This window comes from Streptomyces sp. NPDC002835, assembly GCF_053591995.1.
This window is the reverse complement of record NZ_JBSFUW010000035.1, coordinates 42,603-62,164: the sequence shown is the minus strand read 5'-3', so window position 1 is coordinate 62,164 and position 19,562 is coordinate 42,603. Positions and strand designations below refer to the sequence as shown.

Here is a 19,562-nt window from a genome sequence, read left to right as displayed (position 1 = left end):
GTGAAGCGACGGTCGCGCACGTGGAACGAGGCGGACGGACACCGCCGCAGGCGAGGCTGGGCAGCCTGCCGCGGCGCTCCGTCTTCCTGGGCGGCGGCAGCGACTCGGCGGTGGCCGGTGTGGTGCTGCTCCTGCCGGACGGCGAGCCGGAGTCGGCACGCCGGGCGTCGGCCCTGTCGTACGCCGCGGTGCTGCCGCTGGGCCGCACGCTGGCCAGGGCGGGGCGCGACGACGGCCTGACCGTGCACAGCGTCCGCTACCGCGGCCGGGGCTGGAACGGCCCGGACGCGCAGCTCGCCGCGGACGCGGCGTGGGCGGTCGAGGAGGTCGTACGCCGCTACGGCGACGTGCCGGTGTGCCTGGCGGGCCACGGCATGGGCGGCCGGGCCGCGCTGCGCGCGGCGGGCCATCCCGCGGTCAACTCCGTGCTGGCGCTGGCGCCGTGGCTGCCGGAGGACGACATGGCGGCGGAGCCGGAGCCGGTGGATCAGCTGGTGGACCGGCGGGTGCTGATCGTGCACGGCACGAACGACGCGCGCACCGACCCGGAGCTGTCCTACCGGCTCGCCGAGCGCGCCAAGAAGTCCCACCGGGACATCTGCCGCTTCGAGGTGCACTCGGACGGGCACGCGCTGCGGCAGTACCAGGCGGAAGTGCACGGTCTGGCCGTGGACTTCGTGCGCGGCTCGCTCTTCACGGGGCTGTACGCGCGGCCCGTCGCGGACGCGCTGGCGGCGCCGCCGCCGCTGGGCCTGCGGATGCCGCTGGCGGCGGGCTTCGGGAGGTCGCTGCGGGCGTGACGCGGCGCCTGCGGCGGGCTTGTTCCCCTACCCTCCCCCTGCGGCCTGGCGGCCGCGGGGGGACCCCCACCTTCCCGCAACCGGGCTCTGCCCGGACCCGCGCCTCAAGCGCCGGCGGGGATGGAACGTGCCCCCTTGTCGAGGCTCCGCCCAGCTGGACCTGCTGTACGCGCACATCGAGGACCGGTCCGTCGCCCCGGAGGAGACCGTCGGGGCCTTCGGGGAGCTGGTGGCGGAGGGCACGGTGGGGCGCCGGGGCGAGCAACCACGCGATCTGGCGGGTCGAGCGCGCCCGCGCCCTCGCGGCGGCGGCCGGACTGGCCGGCTACGAGGTCCTCCAGTACCAGCACAGCCATCTGCGGCCGCGCACGGACGTCCCGTCGGGGCTCTTCGAGGACGGCAGCCTGGGCGACGCGGGCGCCGAGGTGATGAGCTATCTGCGGGCGGAGCCGGGGCTCACCCTGGTCGCGTACTCGCCGCTGCTGGGCGGGGCGTACGTCCGCGAGGACAAGCCGCTGCCGCCGGACTACGACCACCCGGGCACGCCCGCCCGCCTCGCGGTGCTGCGCGAGGTCGCGAAGGAGACCGGGGCGAGCGTGAACCAGGTGGTGCTGGCGTGGCAGATGGGCGGCCCGCTCCCGGTGATCCCGCTGGCGGGCGCGTCCTCGGTGGCGCAGCTGGACGAGAACCTGGCCGCGGTGGACCTGGAACTGACGGCCGATCAGCGGGCCCGGCTCGACGGGGTGCACTGACGGGTTACCGGGGCCGGGCGGTCAGTCCGGCAGGAGGCGGCCGCGCCGGGACAGCAGGAAGCGTTTGAACTCCGCGACCGGCGGGGTGTCCGGGTGGCCGTCGAGCCAGGCGACACCGATCTCGCGGGCGGCCCTGGGCGCCGTCACCGTCAGTTCCACGACCCCCGGGCGGGCGACGGCCGGCGGCGGCAGCAGGGCCACCCCCAGGCCGGCCGCCACCAGTCCGCGCAGCGTCTCCGCCTCCTCGCCCTCGAAGGCGACGCGTGGGACGAAGCCCGCCTGGGCGCACAGGTCGTCGGTGATGCGCCGCAGCCCGTAGCCGGGTTCGAGGGTCACGAAGGTCTCGTCGGCGGCCTCGGCGAGGCGGACGCGCTTGCGGCCCGCGAGCCGGTGGTCGTCGGGGACGACGAGCCGCAGCCGCTGTTCGTCGAGGCGGCGGGCGACCAGGTCGGGGGCGTCGGGCACGGGCGAGGTGAGGCACAGGTCCAGCTCGCCCGCCCGGAGCCGTTCGATCATCGCCTCGCCGTAGTTCTGGACGAGGGTGAAGCGGATGCGCGGGTGGTCCGCGCGGAAGGCGCGGATGAGACCGGGCACCGTCTCCGAGCCCATGGTGTGGAGGAAGCCGAAGGCGATCCTGCCCGAGCGGGGGTCGGTGTCGGCGCGTACGGATTCGGCGCCCCGCTCCACCTCGGCCAGCGCCCGTTCCACCGAGGCAAGGAAGGTCCGGCCTGCGGGGGTGAGCGCGACGGTGCGGCCCTTGCGGGCGAACAGCGTGACGCCCAGGTCCGCCTCGAGGCGGACGATCGCCCGCGACAGCGTCGACTGCGGGACGCCCATGTCCTGTGCGGCGCGCGTCACATGCTCGTGGCGGGCGACCCCGGCGAAGTACGCGAGGCGGGGAGCAAGCTCCCGCGCGATGTCTTCTTCGTAACTGCCTGGTGACAGGCGACGCGCTGAGCTGTGTTCATGCACCATGGGAACGATTGTCGCTGTTTCATGCATTGGACGCATGAAAAACGTCGTCCTACCTTCGACGTATGCCTCCTGCCAGTACCAAGGCGCCCACCACCGTGGGCGCCGCCCCGTCGTCTCCCGAACTCCTCTCCCCCGGCGCGCCCGGCTACCGCCGCATGAGCTTCGCGCTCTTCGCCGCCGGCATGGCGGCCTTCGCCCTCCTCTACTCCACGCAGGCCCTGCTGCCCGCAGTCTCCGCCGAGTTCGGCGTCACCGCGGGCACCGCGAGCTGGACGGTCTCCGCCGCGACGGGCGCGCTGGCTCTGTGCGTACTGCCGCTGAGCGCGCTGTCCGAGCGCTACGGGCGGACGACGGTCATGAACGTGTCCCTCGTGGTCGCGGTCGTGGTGGGCCTGCTGGTGCCGTTCGCGCCGAACGTCGAGTCGCTGGTGGCGCTGCGCGCCGTGCAGGGCGCGGCGCTGGCCGGACTGCCGGCGTCGGCGATGGCGTTCCTCGCGGAGGAGGTCCGGCCGAAGGCGCTGGTCGGCGCGATCGGCCTGTTCGTGGCGGGCAACAGCATCGGAGGCATGAGCGGCCGGATCGTCACCGGCTGGGTGGCGCAGGCGTTCGGCTGGCGGGCCGGACTCGCCGCGGTCGGCGTGATGGCGCTGCTCTGCGCGCTGGTCTTCCGCGCGCTGCTGCCGAAGGCACGGCACTTCACGCCGGGCACGCTGAACCCGCGCACCCTGGCGAGGACGGTCCGCGGCCATCTCGCCGACCCGCTGCTGCTGCGGCTGTACGCGATCGGCGCGCTGTTCATGACCGTCTTCGGCGCCGTCTACACGGTGATCGGATACCGCTTGATCGAGGCGCCGTTCAGCCTCCCCCAGGGCGTGATCGGCTCCGTCTTCCTGGTGTATCTGGTCGGTACGGTCTCCTCCGCGGCGGCCGGCGGCCTGGTCGCCCGCATGGGCCGCCGGGGCGCGCTGTACCTGGCGGTGACGACGACCACCGCGGGGCTGCTGCTGTCGCTCGCCGCCACGCTGACGGCGGTGCTGCTCGGCCTCGTCCTGATCACCGCCGGCTTCTTCGCGGGCCACGCGGTGGCCTCCTCCTCGGTGAGCCGTACGGCGACGACGGGCCGCGCCCAGGCGTCCGCGCTCTACCAGTCCGCGTACTACCTGGGCAGCAGCGCGGGCGGCACGCTCGGCGCGGTCGCCTTCCACTCCGGCGGCTGGGGCGGCACGGTGCTGCTGGGTCTGCTGGCGGTCCTGGGCGTCGTGTCGATCACGCTCTACGGGACGCACGCGGCCCGGACGCAGGCCCGGCTGGTGCCGGCGGGCGCGGTGCGCTGAGCACGCACGACACGGCTGCTGCCCAGCGCCGCATCGCCGAGAGTGCACGGAAGGGAATCGTGCACGGAAAGGAACCGAACGGAACCGAACAGGCGCGGATACCGACCGGATTCTCCTGTCGGGCGGTGAGTGTCAGTGCCCTGCGGTAGCTTTCGAAGCGGTGGTACCGATGGGTGACAAGGGTGGACCCGCATGAGTGACCTCGCGACGACGCAGGACCTGGATTCGCGGCTGGAGCAGCACCGAAGAGAGCTGACCGGCTACTGCTATCGGATGCTCGGCTCGTCCTTCGAGGCGGAGGACGCGGTCCAGGACACGATGGTCCGGGCGTGGCGCAGCTTCGACAAGTTCGAGGGAAGATCCTCGCTGCGCTCCTGGCTGTACCGGATCGCGACGAACGTGTGCCTGGACATGCTGAACGCGGGCAACCGCCGCGCACGGCCGATGGATCTGTCCGGTCCGACGCCGGTCGCCCAGGCCCAGCTCAACGCCCGTCCGGAGATCACCTGGCTGGAGCCGGTGCCGGACGGACGGGTGCTGCCGTCGGTGGTGGACCCGGCGGAGACCACGGTGGAGCGGGAGACGATCCGGTTGGCCTTCCTCGCCGCGCTGCAGCATCTGCCGCCCAAGCAGCGGGCCGTGCTGATCCTCCGCGAAGTGCTGGCCTGGAAGGCGAGCGAGGTGGCCGAGCTCCTCGGCACCACGGTCGCCTCGGTCAACAGCGCGCTCCAGCGGGCCAGGGCGACCCTCGCCGAACAGCGGCCCGCCGCGTCGGACGCGGCGGACCCGCTCGACGAGGAGCAGCAGGATCTGCTGAACCGCTATGTCGCCGCCTTCGAGGGGTACGACATGAAGGCGCTGACGGCGCTGCTCCACGAGGACGCGACGATGTCCATGCCGCCGTACGACCTGTGGCTGCGCGGGCACGACGACATCGTGGGCTGGATGCTCGGCGTCGGCGACGTGTGCCGGGGTTCGAAGCTGGTGCCGACCGTGGCGAACGGCGTCCCGGCCTTCGCCCACTACCACCCGTCGGCGGACGGCGAGGGGTACGAGCCGTGGGCGCTCATCGTCCTCGAGCTCTGTGACGGCAAGGTCGGCGGGATGGACTTCTTCCTGGACACCAAGCGCTGGTTCCCGCTCTTCGACCTGCCGGCCCGCCTGGACAAGCAGGGCGAGCCGGTGGCGGAGGCTGAGCCGGGGGCGGCCCAGGGCCAGGAGTAAGAACAAGGGCTAGGCCACGTCGGCCAGTTCCGGCAGGCCCACCAGCTCCAGCATGGCGAGCAGTTCGGGTCCGGCGTTCCGCACCCGGAACCGGCTGCGCCGCCGGCGCGCGACGAGGTGCAGGCGGGCCAAGGCGTCGACGGCGGCCAGGTTCACCTGGGTCAGTCCGCCGATGTCGCAGAACACCTCGTCGGGAGGGTCACCGCCCGCTCCGCCGTGGTCCTGGAGCAGGCGGCGGAGCTCCTCGCAGAGGCGCGGCACATCGCCGGGGGTGATCCTCCCGGTGATGCACATGACAGCAGGCTGGATGGCTTCCACGAGGGGATGACCGCCGCCGCGACGGGAACTCATCGCGGCGGCGAAGCCCTGCGCGGGACCGGTGGATCCCGCTCACGCGTACCAGGTCAGGCGATGCGGTCCAGCACGATCGGGTTCGCGGTGAACTCCGCGCCCGGCTCCGCGATGTCGAAGGCGGTGCCCAGGGACCGCAGGGCGTAGTCGAACTTCTCCGGGGTGTCCGTGTGGAGGGTCAGCAGCGGCTGGCCGGCGGTCACGGTGTCGCCGGGCTTGGCGTGCATCTCGACGCCCGCGCCCGCCTGGACCGGGTCCTCCTTGCGGGCGCGGCCGGCCCCGAGGCGCCAGGCGGCGATACCGACGTCGTAGGCGTCGAGACGGGTCAGGACGCCCGAGGACGGGGCGGTGACGACGTGCCGCTCGCGGGCGACGGGCAGCGTGGCGTCCGGGTCGCCGCCCTGCGCGGCGATCATGCGGCGCCACACGTCCATCGCGGAGCCGTCGGCGAGGGCCTTCGCCGGGTCGGCGTCCTTGATGCCGGCGGCGTCCAGCATCTCGCGGGCGAGTGCGAGGGTCAGCTCGACGACGTCCGCCGGGCCGCCGCCCGCCAGGACCTCGACGGACTCACGGACCTCGAGCGCGTTGCCCGCGGTCAGGCCGAGCGGGGTGGACATGTCGGTGAGCAACGCGACCGTCTTCACGCCGCTGTCGGTGCCCAGCGCGACCATGGTGGAGGCCAGTTCGCGGGCGTCCTCGATGGTCTTCATGAAGGCGCCGGTGCCGACCTTGACGTCGAGGACGAGCGAGCCGGTGCCCTCGGCGATCTTCTTCGACATGATCGAGGAGGCGATCAGCGGGATGGCCTCGACGGTGCCGGTGACGTCCCGCAGGGCGTAGAGCTTCTTGTCGGCGGGGGCGAGACCGTCGCCGGCCGCGCAGATGACCGCGCCGGTGCTGTCGAGGACGTGCAGCATCTCCTCGTTGGAGAGCAGCGCGCGCCAGCCGGGGATCGACTCCAGCTTGTCGAGCGTGCCGCCGGTGTGGCCGAGACCGCGGCCGCTGAGCTGCGGCACGGCCGCGCCGCAGGCGGCGACCAGCGGCGCGAGCGGCAGCGTGATCTTGTCGCCGACGCCGCCGGTGGAGTGCTTGTCGGCGGTGGGGCGGGAGAGCGCGTCGAAGTTCATCCGCTCGCCGGAGGCGATCATCGCGGCGGTCCAGCGGGCGATCTCGGTGCGGTTCATGCCGTTGATGAGGATGGCCATGGCCAGCGCCGACATCTGCTCGTCGGCGACCTCGCCACGGGTGTAGGCGTCGATCACCCAGTCGATCTGCTCCGGGCTCAGCTCGCCGCGGTCCCGCTTGGTGCGGATGACGGAGATGACGTCCATGGCATTCCTCCAGGTTGTTCCGGGCGGCGCTCTACGCGCATAGAAAGAGGGTAGGGGAGCGGCCCTCCCGCCGGGAGCGGAAGGGCCGCGGGGTGTTTCAGTCGAGATGGCCGGGCCCGAAGGCCTGCGGCAGCATCTCCGAGAGCGGCAGGATGCCGCCCGGGGTGTCCAGCAGCAGTCCGGGCCCGCCGAACTCGTACAGCAGCTGCCGGCAGCGGCCGCACGGCACCAGCAGCTCGCCCCGGCCGTCGACGCAGGTGAAGTGGGTCAGCCGGCCGCCGCCGGTGGCCTGCAACTGCGAGACGAGGCCGCACTCGGCGCACAGGCCGAGCCCGTACGAGGCGTTCTCGACATTGCAGCCGGTGACCGTACGGCCGTCGTCGACGAGGGCGGCGACGCCGACCGGGAAGCCCGAGTAGGGGGCGTACGCGTGCGACATCGCCGCACGCGCCCGTGCCCGCAGGGCGTCCCAGTCGAAGCCGTCGTCCGCCGTCATTTGCCCTGGCCCCTGAAGTACGGCCGGCCGTTGGCCTTCGGCATACGGAGCCGCTGTGCGGACACCGCGAGCACCAGCAGGGTGGCGACGTACGGCGCGGCGTCGACGAACTGGCTGGGCAGCTCGTCGGTGAGCGCGTACCAGGTGAACAGCAGCGCGGAGAACGCCGCCGAGATCACGGCCTGCACGTACTTCTTCCGGTACAGCATCCAGACCACCGCGATCAGCAGCAGGATGGCGAGCAGCAGCAGCATCGCGTGGACGTTCACCGCTCCGCCGCGCAGCTTGAGGCTGTCGGTGAAGCCGAACAGGCCCGCGCCCAGCGCCATGCCGCCCGGCATCCAGTTGCCGAAGATCATGGCGGCGAGACCGATGTAGCCGCGGCCGCCGGTCTGGCCCTCCTGGTAGATGCCGGTGATGATCGCGAGGAAGGCGCCGCCGAGGCCGGCCAGGCCGCCGGAGACGATCACGGCGATGTACTTGTACTTGTAGACGTTGACGCCGAGCGACTCGGCGGCGACCGGGTTCTCACCGCAGGAGCGCAGCCGCAGGCCGAAGCCCGTACGCCACAGCACCCACCAGCTGCCCGGCACGAGCAGCAGCGCGACGACGGTCAGCAGCGACAGGTTGGTCACCAGGCCGCCGAGGACGCCGGCCAGGTCGGAGACGAAGAACCAGTGCTTCGCCTGGAGATCGCCCAGCCCGTCGGAGACCCCCGGGATCGTGATGCGGTCGATGGCGTCGATGCGCGGGGACTGCTTGGAGGAGCCGCCCTCGGTCTCCGCGAAGGTGAAGTTGGACATGTACCGGGTGAGACCGGTGGCCAGGATGGTGATGGCGACACCGGAGACGATGTGATTGACCTTGAAGGTCACCGTCATCACCGCGTGCAGCAGACCGCCGAGCGCACCGCCGACGATGCCGAGCAGCACACCGGTCCACGGGCCCCACTGGTAGCCCGCCCAGGCGCCGAACCAGGTGCCGAGGATCATCATGCCCTCGAGACCGATGTTGATGACGCCGGCCCGCTCGGCCCACAGGCCGCCGAGACCGGCGAGCCCGATCGGCACGGCGAGCTGGAGCGCACCGGAGACCTGGCCGACGGAGGTGAGGTCGTTCGCGCCGCTGATGACCCGCACCAGAGAGAACAGGGCCAGTCCGCCCGCGATGATCAGCAGGATGACGGGCAGGGACAGCTTGCGGCGGCCGCCGCCCTTCTTGGGCGCGGTACTGGCCACGGAGACGGTGCTCGTCGACTCGCTCATGCCGCTGCGACCTCCTTGTTCTTGCGGGCCTGCGCGGCGAGCTCCTCGCCGACCTTCTGCTGCTGACGGCGGAGCCCGTACTGACGGACCAGTTCGTAGGACACGACGACCGCGATCACGATCAGGCCCTGCATGATCACCGCGATCTCCTTCGGGTAACCCTCCAGGCCGATGCCTTCCGCCGTCTTGTCCAGGAAGGCGAAGAGCAGCGAGGCGAAGAGGATGCCGATCGGGTTGTTGCGGCCGAGCAGGGCGATACCGATGGCGGTGAAGCCGACACCGACCGGGAAGCTCAGGCTGTACGTGTGGGTCTGGCCGAGCAGCATCGGCATACCGGCGAGACCGGCCATGGCGCCGGAGATGAGCATGGCCGTGAGGACCATCCGCTTGGCGTCGACGCCGCTCGCCTGGGCGGCGGACTCGCTGGCGCCGGTGGCGCGCAGGTCGAAGCCGAACCGGGTGCGGTTCAGCACGAACCAGTAGACGATGCCGAGCGCGAACGCGACGAAGGTGAAGCCGTAGATCGTGCCGCCTTCCAGCTGCAGACCCGGGAACCAACCGGACTCGGCGATGATGCCGGTGTTCAGGTCGTTGGACCCCTCCGGCCGCACGCCCAGGTTCGCCGGCAGGATCATCCAGGCGATCAGGCTGGTCGCGATGGCGTTGAGCATGATCGTGGAGACGACCTCGCTCACCCCGCGGGTGCTCTTGAGGATGCCCGCGATGCCCGCCCAGAAGGCGCCGACGGCCATGGCGACGAGCACGATCAGCAGGATGTGCAGCGGGCCGGGCAGCTCCACCGTGGCGCCGACGACGGCGGCCAGCATGACCGCGAGGCGGTACTGGCCGTCGACGCCGATGTTGAAGAGGTTCATCCGGAAGCCGATGGCGACGGCCAGGGCTGCCAGATAGTAGATGCCGGTCTGGTTGAGGATCAGGACCTGGACGTCCGTGAACTCGATCTGCTCGACCATCAGCCGGTACGGCTCGACGGGGCTGAGGTCGGAGACGACCAGCACCACGGAGGTGAGCAGGAAGGCCACGACCAGGGCGAGCGCCGGGCCCGCGAGGCCCAGGATCAGCCGGTCCTTGTCGAACTTCTTCATCGGCTCTCACCGTTCTCGTGGTGCTCGAGGTGGCCGGACGCGGCGCCGGTCATGGCCGTGCCCAGTTCCTCGGGGGTGATCGTGGCGGGGTCGGCGTCCGCGACCAGCCGGCCCCGGTACATCACCCGCAGGGTGTCGGAGAGCCCGATGAGCTCGTCCAGGTCGGCGGAGATCAGCAGCACCGCGAGGCCCTCGCGGCGTGCCTCCCGGATCTGGTCCCAGATCTGCGCCTGCGCGCCGACGTCGACACCGCGGGTGGGGTGTGCGGCGATCAGCAGCTTGGGCGTGTGGCTCATCTCGCGGCCGACGATCAGCTTCTGCTGGTTGCCGCCGGACAGCGAGGCGGCGGTGACCTCGATGCCGGGCGTGCGGACGTCGTACTCGCGCACGATGCGCTCGGTGTCCTGGCGGGCGGCCTTGAGGTCGAGCAGGCCCTTCTTGCTGTTGGGCGGCTCCGTCACATGGCCGAGGATGCGGTTCTCCCACAGCGGGGACTCCAGCAGCAGGCCGTGCCGGTGCCGGTCCTCCGGGATGTAGCCGACGCCGGCCTCGCGGCGCTTGCGGGTGGCCGCGTGGGAGATGTCGGTGCCGTCGAGCGTGATGACGCCGGCGTCCGGGTCGCGCAGGCCGATAAGGGCCTCGATGAGCTCGGTCTGGCCGTTGCCCTCGACACCGGCGATACCCATGACCTCACCCTTGTGGATGGTGAAGCCGATCCGGTCGAGGACCTCGCGCACCACGCCCTCCGGGTCGGTGGCCGTGAGCCGCAGGTCGTCGACCTTGAGCATCTCCACATCGGTGACCGTCGACTCGCGGGTCTCCGGCGACGGCAGCTCGGTGCCGACCATCAGCTCGGCGAGCTGCTTGGTCGTGGTGCTGCGCGGGTCGGCGGTGCCGACGGTCGTGCCGCGGCGGATGACCGTGATCTCGTCGGCGACCGACAGCACCTCGCCCAGCTTGTGCGAGATGAAGATGACGGTCAGGCCCTCGGCCTTGAGCTCGCGCAGGTTGGCGAAGAGGGCGTCGACCTCCTGCGGGACGAGCACGGCGGTCGGCTCGTCGAGGATCAGGGTGCGGGCGCCGCGGTAGAGGACCTTCAGGATCTCGACACGCTGGCGGTCGGCGACACCGAGCTGCTCGACGAGGACGTCCGGGCGCACGCCGAGGCCGTACGCGTCGGAGATCTCCTGGATCTTCTTCCGGGCCTTGGCGCCGATGCCGTACAGCTTCTCGCCGCCGAGAACGACGTTCTCCAGGACGGTGAGGTTGTCGGCCAGCATGAAGTGCTGGTGCACCATGCCGATGCCGCGCGCGATGGCGTCGGCGGGGCTCGAGAAGGTGACCTGGTCGCCGCCGACGGTGATGGTTCCCTCGTCCGGCTTCTGCATGCCGTAAAGGATCTTCATCAGGGTCGACTTGCCGGCACCGTTCTCACCCACCAGGGCGTGCACGGTGCCCTGGTGGATCGTGATGTCGATGTCGTGGTTGGCGACGACGCCGGGGAAGCGCTTGGTGATGCCGCGCAGTTCTACGGCGGCAGGAGGGCTGGACGCGTTGATGACGCACTCTCCTTGGCGGAAAGGAGCGGGAGGGCAGGCGGAAGGGGCGGGCTGTGGTGGTCATGGGGGCGTGGCGAAGTTATCGCGCCGGAACGCCCTCTACGCGCGTAGCGCTCCCGAAAACCAAAACCCGGGGGCCGGAAACCGGTCCGCGGGCCGTGGGGGCTGACGCCCCGGGCCCGCGGACCTGCGGTACCGGCCGCTCGGTTACGGAGCGGTCTTGACCTCGATCTTGCCGGCGATGATGTCGGCCTTGGCCTTGTCGACCGCCTCGATGACGTCCGTCATCTTGGTGAAGGCCGGGTTGGACTTGGACAGGGCGACACCGTCGTCCTCGAGGCCGTAGCGGACCTCACCGTTCTGCGGCTTGCCGTCCTGGACCGACTTGATCAGGTTGAACACGGCACCGGAGACGTTCTTGGTGACCGAGGTCAGGATCTGGTCCTTGTAGGCGGCCAGACCCTTCTGGTTGTACTGGTCCGAGTCGACGCCGATGGCCCACTTGCCGGCCTTGGCGGTCGCCTCGATCGAACCGGAGCCCGCGAGACCGGCGGCCGCGTAGATCACGTCCGCGCCCGCGTCGAGCTGGCCCTGCGCGGCGGCCTTGCCGAGGTCCGGCTTCGAGAAGCCACCGAAGTCCGGCGGCTGCGTCAGGTACTGGACCTTGACGTTGACACCCTGCTTGGTGTCCTTGACGCCCTGGACGAAGCCCGCCTCGAACTTCTTGATCAGCGGGGTCTCGACGCCGCCGATGAAGCCGACGGTGTTCGTCTTCGTCACCTTGGCGGCGGCGACACCGGCCAGGTAGGAGCCCTGCTCCTCGTTGAACACCAGGTTGGCGATGTTCGGGCCGGTCTTCGAGGTGTCGTCGATGAGACCGAAGGTCGTCTTCGGGAAGTTCGGGGCGACCTCCGCGATGGCGGGCGCGTAGGCGAAGCCGACACCGATCACCGGGTTGTTGCCGGCGCGGGCCAGCGCGGTCAGGCGCTGGATCTTGTCCGGGTCACCCTCCCCCTCGCTGGGCTCGGCGTCGTTGCCCTCGATGTCGAGTTCCTTCTCGGCCTTTTCCAGGCCCGCGAAGGCGGCGTCGTTGAACGACTGGTCGCCGCGGCCACCGATGTCGTACGCGATGGCGGCCTTGCCGCCCTTGTCGTCCGAGCCACCCGACTCGGACGACTTGTTGCCGCCACACGCGGTGGCAGACAGTGCGAGAGCCGCGGACGCGATGCCCACGGTGGCGATCCTGGTGATCCGGCGCACTGGGGGGCTCCTTTAAACCTGACCGAAAGCGCCACTTCCGGCGCTGGGTTCGCGGCGATCGTAACGCGCGTAGATGTCAGTTAAAGACCCGTTCATCAGTCGTTATCGGATCGTCGCGAAGCCCTTGGGCGGGCGGCAACCACGTTACGCCCCGCCCGACCGGGCCACACCTCGGCGTGTCGCCCTCACGGGGCCCGCCCTGTCCGGATTACGCCCCCGGTCGTTCGGCCTCCGGGTGCGGCCCGGGTGGCGTCCGGGTCAGTGCCCAGTCCTGACCGGGTCCGGGTCGTTCGGCGTCCGGGTGCCGCGTGTCCGGGCGGGGCCCGGTGGGTCCGGGTTACGTGCCTGGTCCCGGCCCGCTCCTGTGCGTTCGGCGTCCGGGTACCGCTCCGGGGGCATGTCCGGGATCCCCCCTCCGGAGGCCCCGACCCCCGCACCCACCACCGGCGCGGCCACGCCCCGGCCCCGGGCGACGCCATGCCCTGGGACCGGGGCAGGCCCACCCCGGGGCACGCCGCGCCCGACGACCCGGCGCGCCCGCCCCGGGAACGCGCACCCACCGACCCGGACGCGTCAGAGCGGGAGGCGGGGGTCCAGGAGGGCCGCCGCCGTGAAGAGTTCCACGCCCGTCGTGATCGAGGACTCGTCCACGTCGAAGTCGCCCCGGTGCAGGTCCCTGCGGACCGTGTCGCCCGGGACGCGGACGCCCAGGCGGGCCATCGCGCCCGGGACGTGCTCCAGGTACCAGGAGAAGTCCTCGCCGCCCAGGCTCTGCTCGGTGTCCTCGATCGCATACGATCCGCGCCGCGCCGTCTGCGCGTCGCGCAGCAGGTCGGTGACCGCGGGGTCGTTGACGACCGGCGGGACGCCGCGGATGTAGCTGATCTCGGACTTGGCCCGGTGCAGCGTCGCGATCTCGTCGATCGCCGCGTGCACGAGGTCCGGCGCGTCGCGCCATCCGGGCAGGTCGAGGCAGCGGACGGTGCCGGAGAGCTCCGCGTGCTGCGGGATGACGTTGCAGGTGTGGCCGGCCTCGATGCGCCCCCAGGTGACCGCGAGGCCGGACCGCGCGTCGACGCGGCGGGCGAGGAGCGCGGGGACCTCGGTGACGATCTTCGCCGCCGCGGTGACCAGGTCGGTGGTCAGGTGCGGTCGGGCGGTGTGGCCGCCGGGGCCGTCGAGGGTGACTTCGAGGCGGTCGCAGGCGGAGGTGATGGGGCCGGGCCGCAGCCCGATGAGGCCCGCGTCGACCTTGGGGTCGCAGTGCACCGCGATGATCTTGTTGACGCCTTCGAGTACGCCGGACTCGATCGCGTCGGCCGCACCGCCCGGCAGCACTTCCTCCGCGGGCTGGAAGATCAGCCGGACCGGCTGCGGCAGGAGCCCCTGCCGGTCGAGGTCGGCGAGGACGAGCCCCGCGCCGAGCGCGACGGTGGTGTGCACGTCGTGGCCGCAGGCGTGGGCGCGGTCGGGCACGGTGGAGCGGTAGGGGACGCCGGTCTTGGTGTCGGGGATGGGCAACGCGTCGATGTCGGCGCGGATCGCGAAGAAGGGCCGTACGGCGCCCGGAGCCGGCTTACCGATGTCGCAGATCAGGCCGGTGCCGGCGGCGAGGACGCGGGGCTGGAGCCCGGCCTGCTCGAGGCGCGCCTTGATCGCGGCGGTGGTGCGGAACTCCTGGTTGCCGAGCTCGGGGTGCATGTGCAAGTCGCGCCGGAACGCGATCAGTTCGGCACGCAGCGACTCCGGCAGCGTGCCGGGCAGTGCGACTGCGCCGGGCTGTTCGACATCTTCTGACTCGCGGGACATCAACTGGTTCACCCAGTGAAGGGTATGCCCCTTCGTGCCTCAACTACCGGGCGATCAACAAAACATCAGCCTCTCAGGGGACACTTTTTGGGGCGCATGGCGATTGGTCGCATTTGACGGTGGGTACACTCACCCAGCTCGCTCTTGAGTCGATCTTCCCGTTCCGGGCGGTGCCCGCCCGGTCACGGCCGCCGCTTCCCGGCTCTTCAAGCCGGCGCGGGCAGCCGCTGCACATCGCGGGCCGTGCCCGTGACCCCCGCCAGGAAGCCCTGGGCGCGCGGTGAGGCGTTCTCCCTGAGCCATTCGGGTGCGATGTCGCAGACCGCGACCTTGATGCCCGTGTCCGCCAGGGCGAGCGGGAGGGTGTGGACGACGGTGGAGGGAAAGCTCAGCACCGTTGCTCCGATCGGGCCGCGCCGGGCGATCAGCTCGAGCGGCAGTTCGGGGCGGACCACTTCGAGGCCGGTCTCCACGGCGAGCCGGTGGAGCTTGTCGGAGCTCTCCCTGCGGTGGGCGAAGTAGCGGGTCGCGCCGTGCGTACGGGCGAGGGCGGCCACCGCCTCCAGGTACGGGCCGAGGTCGACGACGCCGGTCTCCACCAGGGAGGTGCCGACCAGGTCCGCGCCACGGGTGATCTTCGGCGGGCCGAACCGGGCCCGCGTCCAGGCGAAGTCGTTGCGGGTGACGGTGATCCCGGCCTGCGGTTCGACCGGCATCGAGGTGAAAACCTCGACCGACCGGTCCTTCGACGGGCTCAGCCGCCGCCGTGCCAGGAACGTCACGGGCGCTAGCACCAGCTCGCGCGGCCCCCGGCGGCCGCCCCGCCGGTGCCAGCGCACCAGTTGCTCGCCGCGGGCGACCTGGGCGACGAACTCCATGGTCGCGGTGCCGTCGTCGACGACGGTCACGTCCTTCCTGCCGACCAGGGTCAGCAGCAGCTGCACGTAACGGGAGAACGGGTCACCGATGACGATGCGCTCGGCGCGGCGCAGTACAGGGCCGAGCTCGCGCACGGTGCGCAGCGGGGCGCCCGCGCCGCCGCGCGCCTCCTGCCAGCGGACGGTGCACCCGGCGTCACGGGCCAGCTCCGCCATCCGGCGCAGCTGGCCGCGCGACATGGGGTCGGTGGGCGACAGCACGACCACGGTGAGGCCGTCGGGCCCGGGTGCGGTCGGCGCGGCATGGGCCCACTCCAGGACGTTCAGGAGCTGGACCGGACTCTCGACGAACGCGAGATTCACTGGTTGTCACCTCGTGATGCCGGGCCGGCCTGCGGCCGGGTCCGTGGCTGGCCGCCCCGCAGGGCGATGGTTGATTGCGGCCGGCTGCGCCGTGCCGCGGTCGTGTCCGGGCCGCGCTCCCGGGCCGGGCGGGTCACCGGCCGGGCCGGGCGTGCCCGCGGCCCGGTCGTGCGACGCGGACCGCGCCTGCGGCAGGCCGGATTCCCCGCCCGGCCCCCGCCCGGTTCCCGAACCGGAGCCGCCGCCGGACCCCGTACCGCGCTGCGCGCTGCTCCCCCGCTCGCCGCGCTGACCGACGGCAACACCGGAGACCGCGGCGCAGTGGGCCGGGGGCGAGGCCCCCGGGCCCGGCGGCGGGTGCGCCGGGCGCACCTCCGCGGTCGTCAGACCGTGGCCGGCTCACGGTCGCCCGCCTCGGCCACGACGCCCGCGACGCGGCGCAGCTTCTTCATGGGGGCGAGCTCAGAGTCGTAGACCTTCTTGACGCCGTCGCCGAGCGCCTCCTCGATGGTGCGGATGTCACGCACCAGGCGGGTGAGGCCCTGCGGCTCGACGGAGGCGGCCTGGTCGGAGCCCCACATCGCGCGGTCGAGGGTGATGTGGCGCTCGACGAACGCGGCGCCGAGGGCGACGGCGGCGAGGGTGGTCTGCAGACCGGTCTCGTGGCCGGAGTAGCCGATCGGGACGTTCGGGTACTCCTCCTTCAGGGTGTCGATGACCCGCAGGTTGAGCTCCTCGGCCCTGGCCGGGTACGTCGAGGTGGCGTGGCAGAGCAGGATGTTGTCGCTGCCGAGGACCTCGACCGCGTGCCGGATCTGCTTCGGGGTCGACATGCCGGTGGAGAGAATGACCGTCTTGCCGGTGGCGCGCAGGGCGCGCAGCAGCTCGTCGTCGGTGAGGGACGCGGAGGCCACCTTGTGGGCGGGGACGTCGAACTTCTCCAGGAAGGCGACGGCCTCGGTGTCCCACGGGGAGGCGAACCAGTCGATGCCGCGCTTCTTGCAGTGCTCGTCGATCCGGCGGTACTCGTCCTCGCCGAACTCGACGCGGTGGCGGTAGTCGATGTACGTCATCCGGCCCCAGGGGGTGTCGCGCTCGATGTCCCACTGGTCGCGCGGGGTGCAGATCTCCGGGGTGCGCTTCTGGAACTTGACGGCGTCGCAGCCCGCTTCGGCGGCGGCGTCGATCAGGGCGAAGGCGTTCTCCAGGTCACCGTTGTGGTTGATGCCGATCTCACCGGTGACGTAGACCGGGTGGCCGGGGCCGGCGGTCTTGTTGCCGAGGGTGCGCAGGCGGGACGTGCTCATGGAGGTGGTTCCTTACTTCTTGGGGGACATGGGGGTGGATTCAGGGGTGTTGAGCGTCGGGCCGAGGAGCCATGAGGCGATCTCGCGGACCGCGCCCTCGCCGCCGGGCGTGGCGGTGACGGCACGGGCCGCGGCGCGTACGGAGTCGTGCGCACTCGCGACGGCCACGGGCCAGCCGACGAGGTGGAAGCACGGAAGGTCGTTGACGTCGTTGCCGACGTAGAGCACCCGTTCGGGGGCGAGGCCCCGCTCCTCGCACCACTGCTTGAGCGCGAGGTCCTTGCGGTCGATGCCGTGGAGGACGGGGATCCTGAGCTTGTGGGCGCGGGCGGCGACGACCGGGTTCTGCTCGGTGGAGAGGATCAGCAGTTCCAGGCCGGCCTTGCGCAGGTGGGCGACGCCCAGGCCGTCGCCGCGGTGGACGGCGACGATCTCGCGTCCGTCGGCGTCGATGAGGACCCGGTCGTCGGTCTGCGTCCCGTCGAAGTCGAGGACCACGGCGTCGACGTCGGCGCGGCCGGGGAGCACGGTGGTGTCGAGCAGCGGCGCGAGCGCGCGGGCGCGGGCCAGGTCGTGCGGGTCGTCGACCTCGAGGACGCGCGCCGGGTCGGTCCGTACCAGCGCGGTGCGGCCGAAGAACCGGTGCCCGGCCTCGCGGAATCCGGGCGCCGACATGGCGTACGCGGCGCCGGTCTCCAGGTAGTCCTGCGGGCGGTCCTGGCGGCGGGGCCGGAACGACGCGTCGTGGTTGACGCCGTAGCCGGTGCCGGTGGCCGTCTGCGTGGCGGTGTCGACGAGGACGGCGGCCCCGCCGACGGCGCGCTCCGCGCTCTCCTCCGGGGCGCCCGCCGGCTCGTCGGCCTCGCGCCAGACGAAGCCGTGGAAGGGCGCGACGGTCACGGCGCTGTCGGCGCCGTCCAGGACGACGGCGCGGGCGACGCCCTCGATGTCCTCCCGGGAGATGAAGGGGCTGGTGCACTGGACGAGGAGGACGACGTCGACGGGCGTGCCGTGCTCGGCCTCGTGGGTGTCCATCGCGTGCAGGACGGCCGACTCGCTGGTGGCGGTGTCCCCGGCGATGGACTCGGGCCGCAGGACGACCTCGGCTCCGGCGCCGCGGGCGACGGCCGCGATCTGCGGGTCGTCGGTGGAGACCGCGACATGGGTGACGAGCGGGGCGTCGAGGCAGGCGCGGACGGCCCGCGCGACGAGCGGTACGCCGCCGACCGCGGCCAGGTTCTTGGCCGGGACGCCCTTGGATCCGCCTCGGGCGGGGATCACGGCGAGAACGGTCATCGGTGGCTCCAGACGCTCTTGGCTGTGCTGAACGGGGATGCCGGGGGTCACAGTTCGCCCATCCGGCGGATCACGGGCGCGACGCGCTGCACGCCGTGGCGGTACGCGCCGCGCGCCACTTCGCGTACGGCGTCACGCACCACTCGCCGTACGCCGGTGACCTCGGCCTTCGGCGCGGCGCCGGCCAGCGGTGTGCCGTCCGGGGCGAGGTGGTGGCGGGCGAGCAGGGCCGGCAGGTAGCCGGGCGCGGTGGTCGGCGTGTAGTACGGCGCGGGCGCGGGCAGCGCGGGGACCAGCAGCAGTTCGGCCACCCGCTTGCGGGCCTCGTCAAAGGCACTGTCGTACGCACCGTCGGCCGCGACGCCCTGGCGGGAGAGCCAGTGGGCGTCGGGGACGGGGCGGTGGCCGCCGTCGAGCTGGTCCCAGGAGGCGAGCAGGCCGGAGCCGAGGAAGTGGTGGTTGCCGAGGGCCTCGCGCACGCCGAGGTCGGTGAGCACGGCGGTCGGAATGCGGCGGTGCAGCGCTTCGAGCGCGGCCGTGGACGACACGGTGACCAGCAGGTCGGTGCGGTCCAGCACCTCGCCCATGTGCCCGTACACCAGGCGGAAGTTGGGCGGCAGTCCGCCGGGCAGCTTCTCCGCGAGCTTCTGGTACGGGAGTTCTTCGAGGTGGGTGGTGTGCTCGCCCGGCCTGGAGCGGAGCTTCAGCAGCACTTCCCGGTCCGGGTGCAGCCGGGCGTGCTCGACGAGCCTGCGCAGCAGGTACGTACGGTCGGCGCGGGACTCGGGCACGGACGGCTGGACGGCGAAGACGACGGTGTCGCGGCCTTCCTTCGCCTGGTACGGGGCGCCGCCGAGGAAGGGCAGCGCGGCCTCGGTGACGCAGGAGGCGTCGGCGCCCACCCCCTCGTACACGGCGCGGAAACGCTCCGCGTCGTGGCGGGAGTTGGCGAGGACGACGTCGGCGCCGTGGCGCAGCAGGAGCCCGTCGGACAGCTTCTCGTAGACGACGCCGACGTAGCCGGTGACGACGACGGGCCGGCGCTCGAGGCCGAGGGCGGCCAGCCCGTGCAGCATGGCCTGGACGCCGCCGCCGACGAGGGCGAGGACGACGACGTCGTACGCCCCCTCTTTCATCGCGCGCAGGAACTCGTTCCCCGTCACCTCGCGCAAGTCGTCGGCGCGCACGCCGACTTCCGCGAGCTGACGGGCCGTGGGTGTGGCCCGGCCGCGCAGCAGGAAGCCGCTCAGCTCTACGGAGGTGCTCGGTGCGATGCGGCGCGCGGTGAGCGCGCCCCATTTCCACCGGGTGTCGGAGTCGGCGAGTACGGCGACCCGTACGGCCTCGCTGGTACTTGTTGGCACGTCGAGGACGTTAGGAAGCCATTTCGTGGCACGGCCCAACTCAACTGCAACAATGGGTTAACAGCGGGTCTACGGACGGAGATGGGCTCGGG

16 protein-coding genes and 1 pseudogene are annotated in these 19,562 nt (G+C 72.0%); 4 read left to right on the top strand and 13 right to left on the bottom strand.

Annotated elements, in window-relative coordinates; genetic code table 11:
* Positions 1-119 precede the first annotated feature (119 nt).
* Positions 120-800, top strand: coding sequence for an alpha/beta hydrolase (locus ACWD01_RS29310; protein WP_451165923.1), 681 nt, complete (start codon positions 120-122; stop codon positions 798-800).
* A 148-nt stretch (positions 801-948) separates the two neighbouring features.
* A pseudogene (locus ACWD01_RS29305) lies at positions 949-1,552 on the top strand (aldo/keto reductase); the annotation flags it as partial.
* A gap of 21 nt (positions 1,553-1,573) precedes the next feature.
* On the opposite strand, the gene ACWD01_RS29300 reads toward ACWD01_RS29305, so the two are convergent.
* On the bottom strand, positions 1,574-2,527 hold the full coding sequence (locus ACWD01_RS29300; protein ID WP_451165879.1) for a LysR family transcriptional regulator: 954 nt from the start codon (positions 2,525-2,527) through the stop codon (positions 1,574-1,576).
* 62 nt (positions 2,528-2,589) lie between these two features.
* Between ACWD01_RS29300 and ACWD01_RS29295 the strand changes: the two genes are divergently transcribed.
* A complete protein-coding gene (locus ACWD01_RS29295; protein WP_451165877.1) occupies positions 2,590-3,861 on the top strand; it encodes an MFS transporter in 1,272 nt (423 codons plus the stop codon).
* 192 nt (positions 3,862-4,053) lie between these two features.
* Positions 4,054-5,085, top strand: coding sequence for a sigma-70 family RNA polymerase sigma factor (locus tag ACWD01_RS29290; RefSeq protein WP_451165875.1), 1,032 nt, complete (start codon positions 4,054-4,056; stop codon positions 5,083-5,085).
* A 9-nt stretch (positions 5,086-5,094) separates the two neighbouring features.
* Here ACWD01_RS29290 and ACWD01_RS29285 read toward each other — a convergent pair whose 3' ends face one another.
* From ACWD01_RS29285 to ACWD01_RS29230, 12 genes are all read right to left on the bottom strand, one after another.
* Positions 5,095-5,379 (bottom strand): STAS domain-containing protein, encoded by a 285-nt coding sequence (locus ACWD01_RS29285; RefSeq protein WP_451165873.1) that lies wholly within the window; start codon positions 5,377-5,379, stop codon positions 5,095-5,097.
* A gap of 110 nt (positions 5,380-5,489) precedes the next feature.
* Positions 5,490-6,767: a thymidine phosphorylase gene (locus ACWD01_RS29280; protein WP_451165871.1), complete on the bottom strand. Its 1,278-nt coding sequence runs from the start codon at positions 6,765-6,767 to the stop codon at positions 5,490-5,492.
* Positions 6,768-6,864: 97 nt separating this feature from the next.
* Positions 6,865-7,263, bottom strand: coding sequence for a cytidine deaminase (locus tag ACWD01_RS29275; RefSeq protein WP_451165870.1), 399 nt, complete (start codon positions 7,261-7,263; stop codon positions 6,865-6,867).
* Positions 7,260-8,528: an ABC transporter permease gene (locus ACWD01_RS29270; RefSeq protein WP_451165868.1), complete on the bottom strand. Its 1,269-nt coding sequence runs from the start codon at positions 8,526-8,528 to the stop codon at positions 7,260-7,262. Before ACWD01_RS29270 ends, ACWD01_RS29275 begins: the two co-directional genes overlap by 4 nt.
* The gene (locus tag ACWD01_RS29265) at positions 8,525-9,634 is read right to left on the bottom strand and encodes an ABC transporter permease (protein ID WP_451165867.1); all 1,110 of its coding nucleotides are present in this window, start codon (positions 9,632-9,634) and stop codon (positions 8,525-8,527) included. Before ACWD01_RS29265 ends, ACWD01_RS29270 begins: the two co-directional genes overlap by 4 nt.
* The gene (locus ACWD01_RS29260) at positions 9,631-11,160 is read right to left on the bottom strand and encodes an ABC transporter ATP-binding protein (protein ID WP_451165921.1); all 1,530 of its coding nucleotides are present in this window, start codon (positions 11,158-11,160) and stop codon (positions 9,631-9,633) included. Before ACWD01_RS29260 ends, ACWD01_RS29265 begins: the two co-directional genes overlap by 4 nt.
* A 240-nt stretch (positions 11,161-11,400) precedes the next feature.
* Positions 11,401-12,453, bottom strand: a complete 1,053-nt coding sequence (locus ACWD01_RS29255; RefSeq protein ID WP_451165865.1) for a BMP family lipoprotein — start codon at positions 12,451-12,453, stop codon at positions 11,401-11,403.
* Between the two features lie 573 nt (positions 12,454-13,026).
* Positions 13,027-14,262 (bottom strand): amidohydrolase, encoded by a 1,236-nt coding sequence (locus ACWD01_RS29250; protein ID WP_451165920.1) that lies wholly within the window; start codon positions 14,260-14,262, stop codon positions 13,027-13,029.
* A gap of 206 nt (positions 14,263-14,468) precedes the next feature.
* On the bottom strand, positions 14,469-15,503 hold the full coding sequence (locus tag ACWD01_RS29245; RefSeq protein WP_451165864.1) for a hypothetical protein: 1,035 nt from the start codon (positions 15,501-15,503) through the stop codon (positions 14,469-14,471).
* 383 nt (positions 15,504-15,886) lie between these two features.
* The gene (locus ACWD01_RS29240) at positions 15,887-16,810 is read right to left on the bottom strand and encodes an N-acetylneuraminate synthase family protein (RefSeq protein WP_451165862.1); all 924 of its coding nucleotides are present in this window, start codon (positions 16,808-16,810) and stop codon (positions 15,887-15,889) included.
* A 12-nt stretch (positions 16,811-16,822) separates the two neighbouring features.
* A complete protein-coding gene (locus ACWD01_RS29235; RefSeq protein ID WP_451165860.1) occupies positions 16,823-18,106 on the bottom strand; it encodes a cytidylyltransferase domain-containing protein in 1,284 nt (427 codons plus the stop codon).
* Positions 18,107-18,153: 47 nt separating this feature from the next.
* The gene (locus ACWD01_RS29230; RefSeq protein ID WP_451165859.1) at positions 18,154-19,470 is read right to left on the bottom strand and encodes a DUF6716 putative glycosyltransferase; all 1,317 of its coding nucleotides are present in this window, start codon (positions 19,468-19,470) and stop codon (positions 18,154-18,156) included.
* Positions 19,471-19,562: the final 92 nt, after the last annotated feature.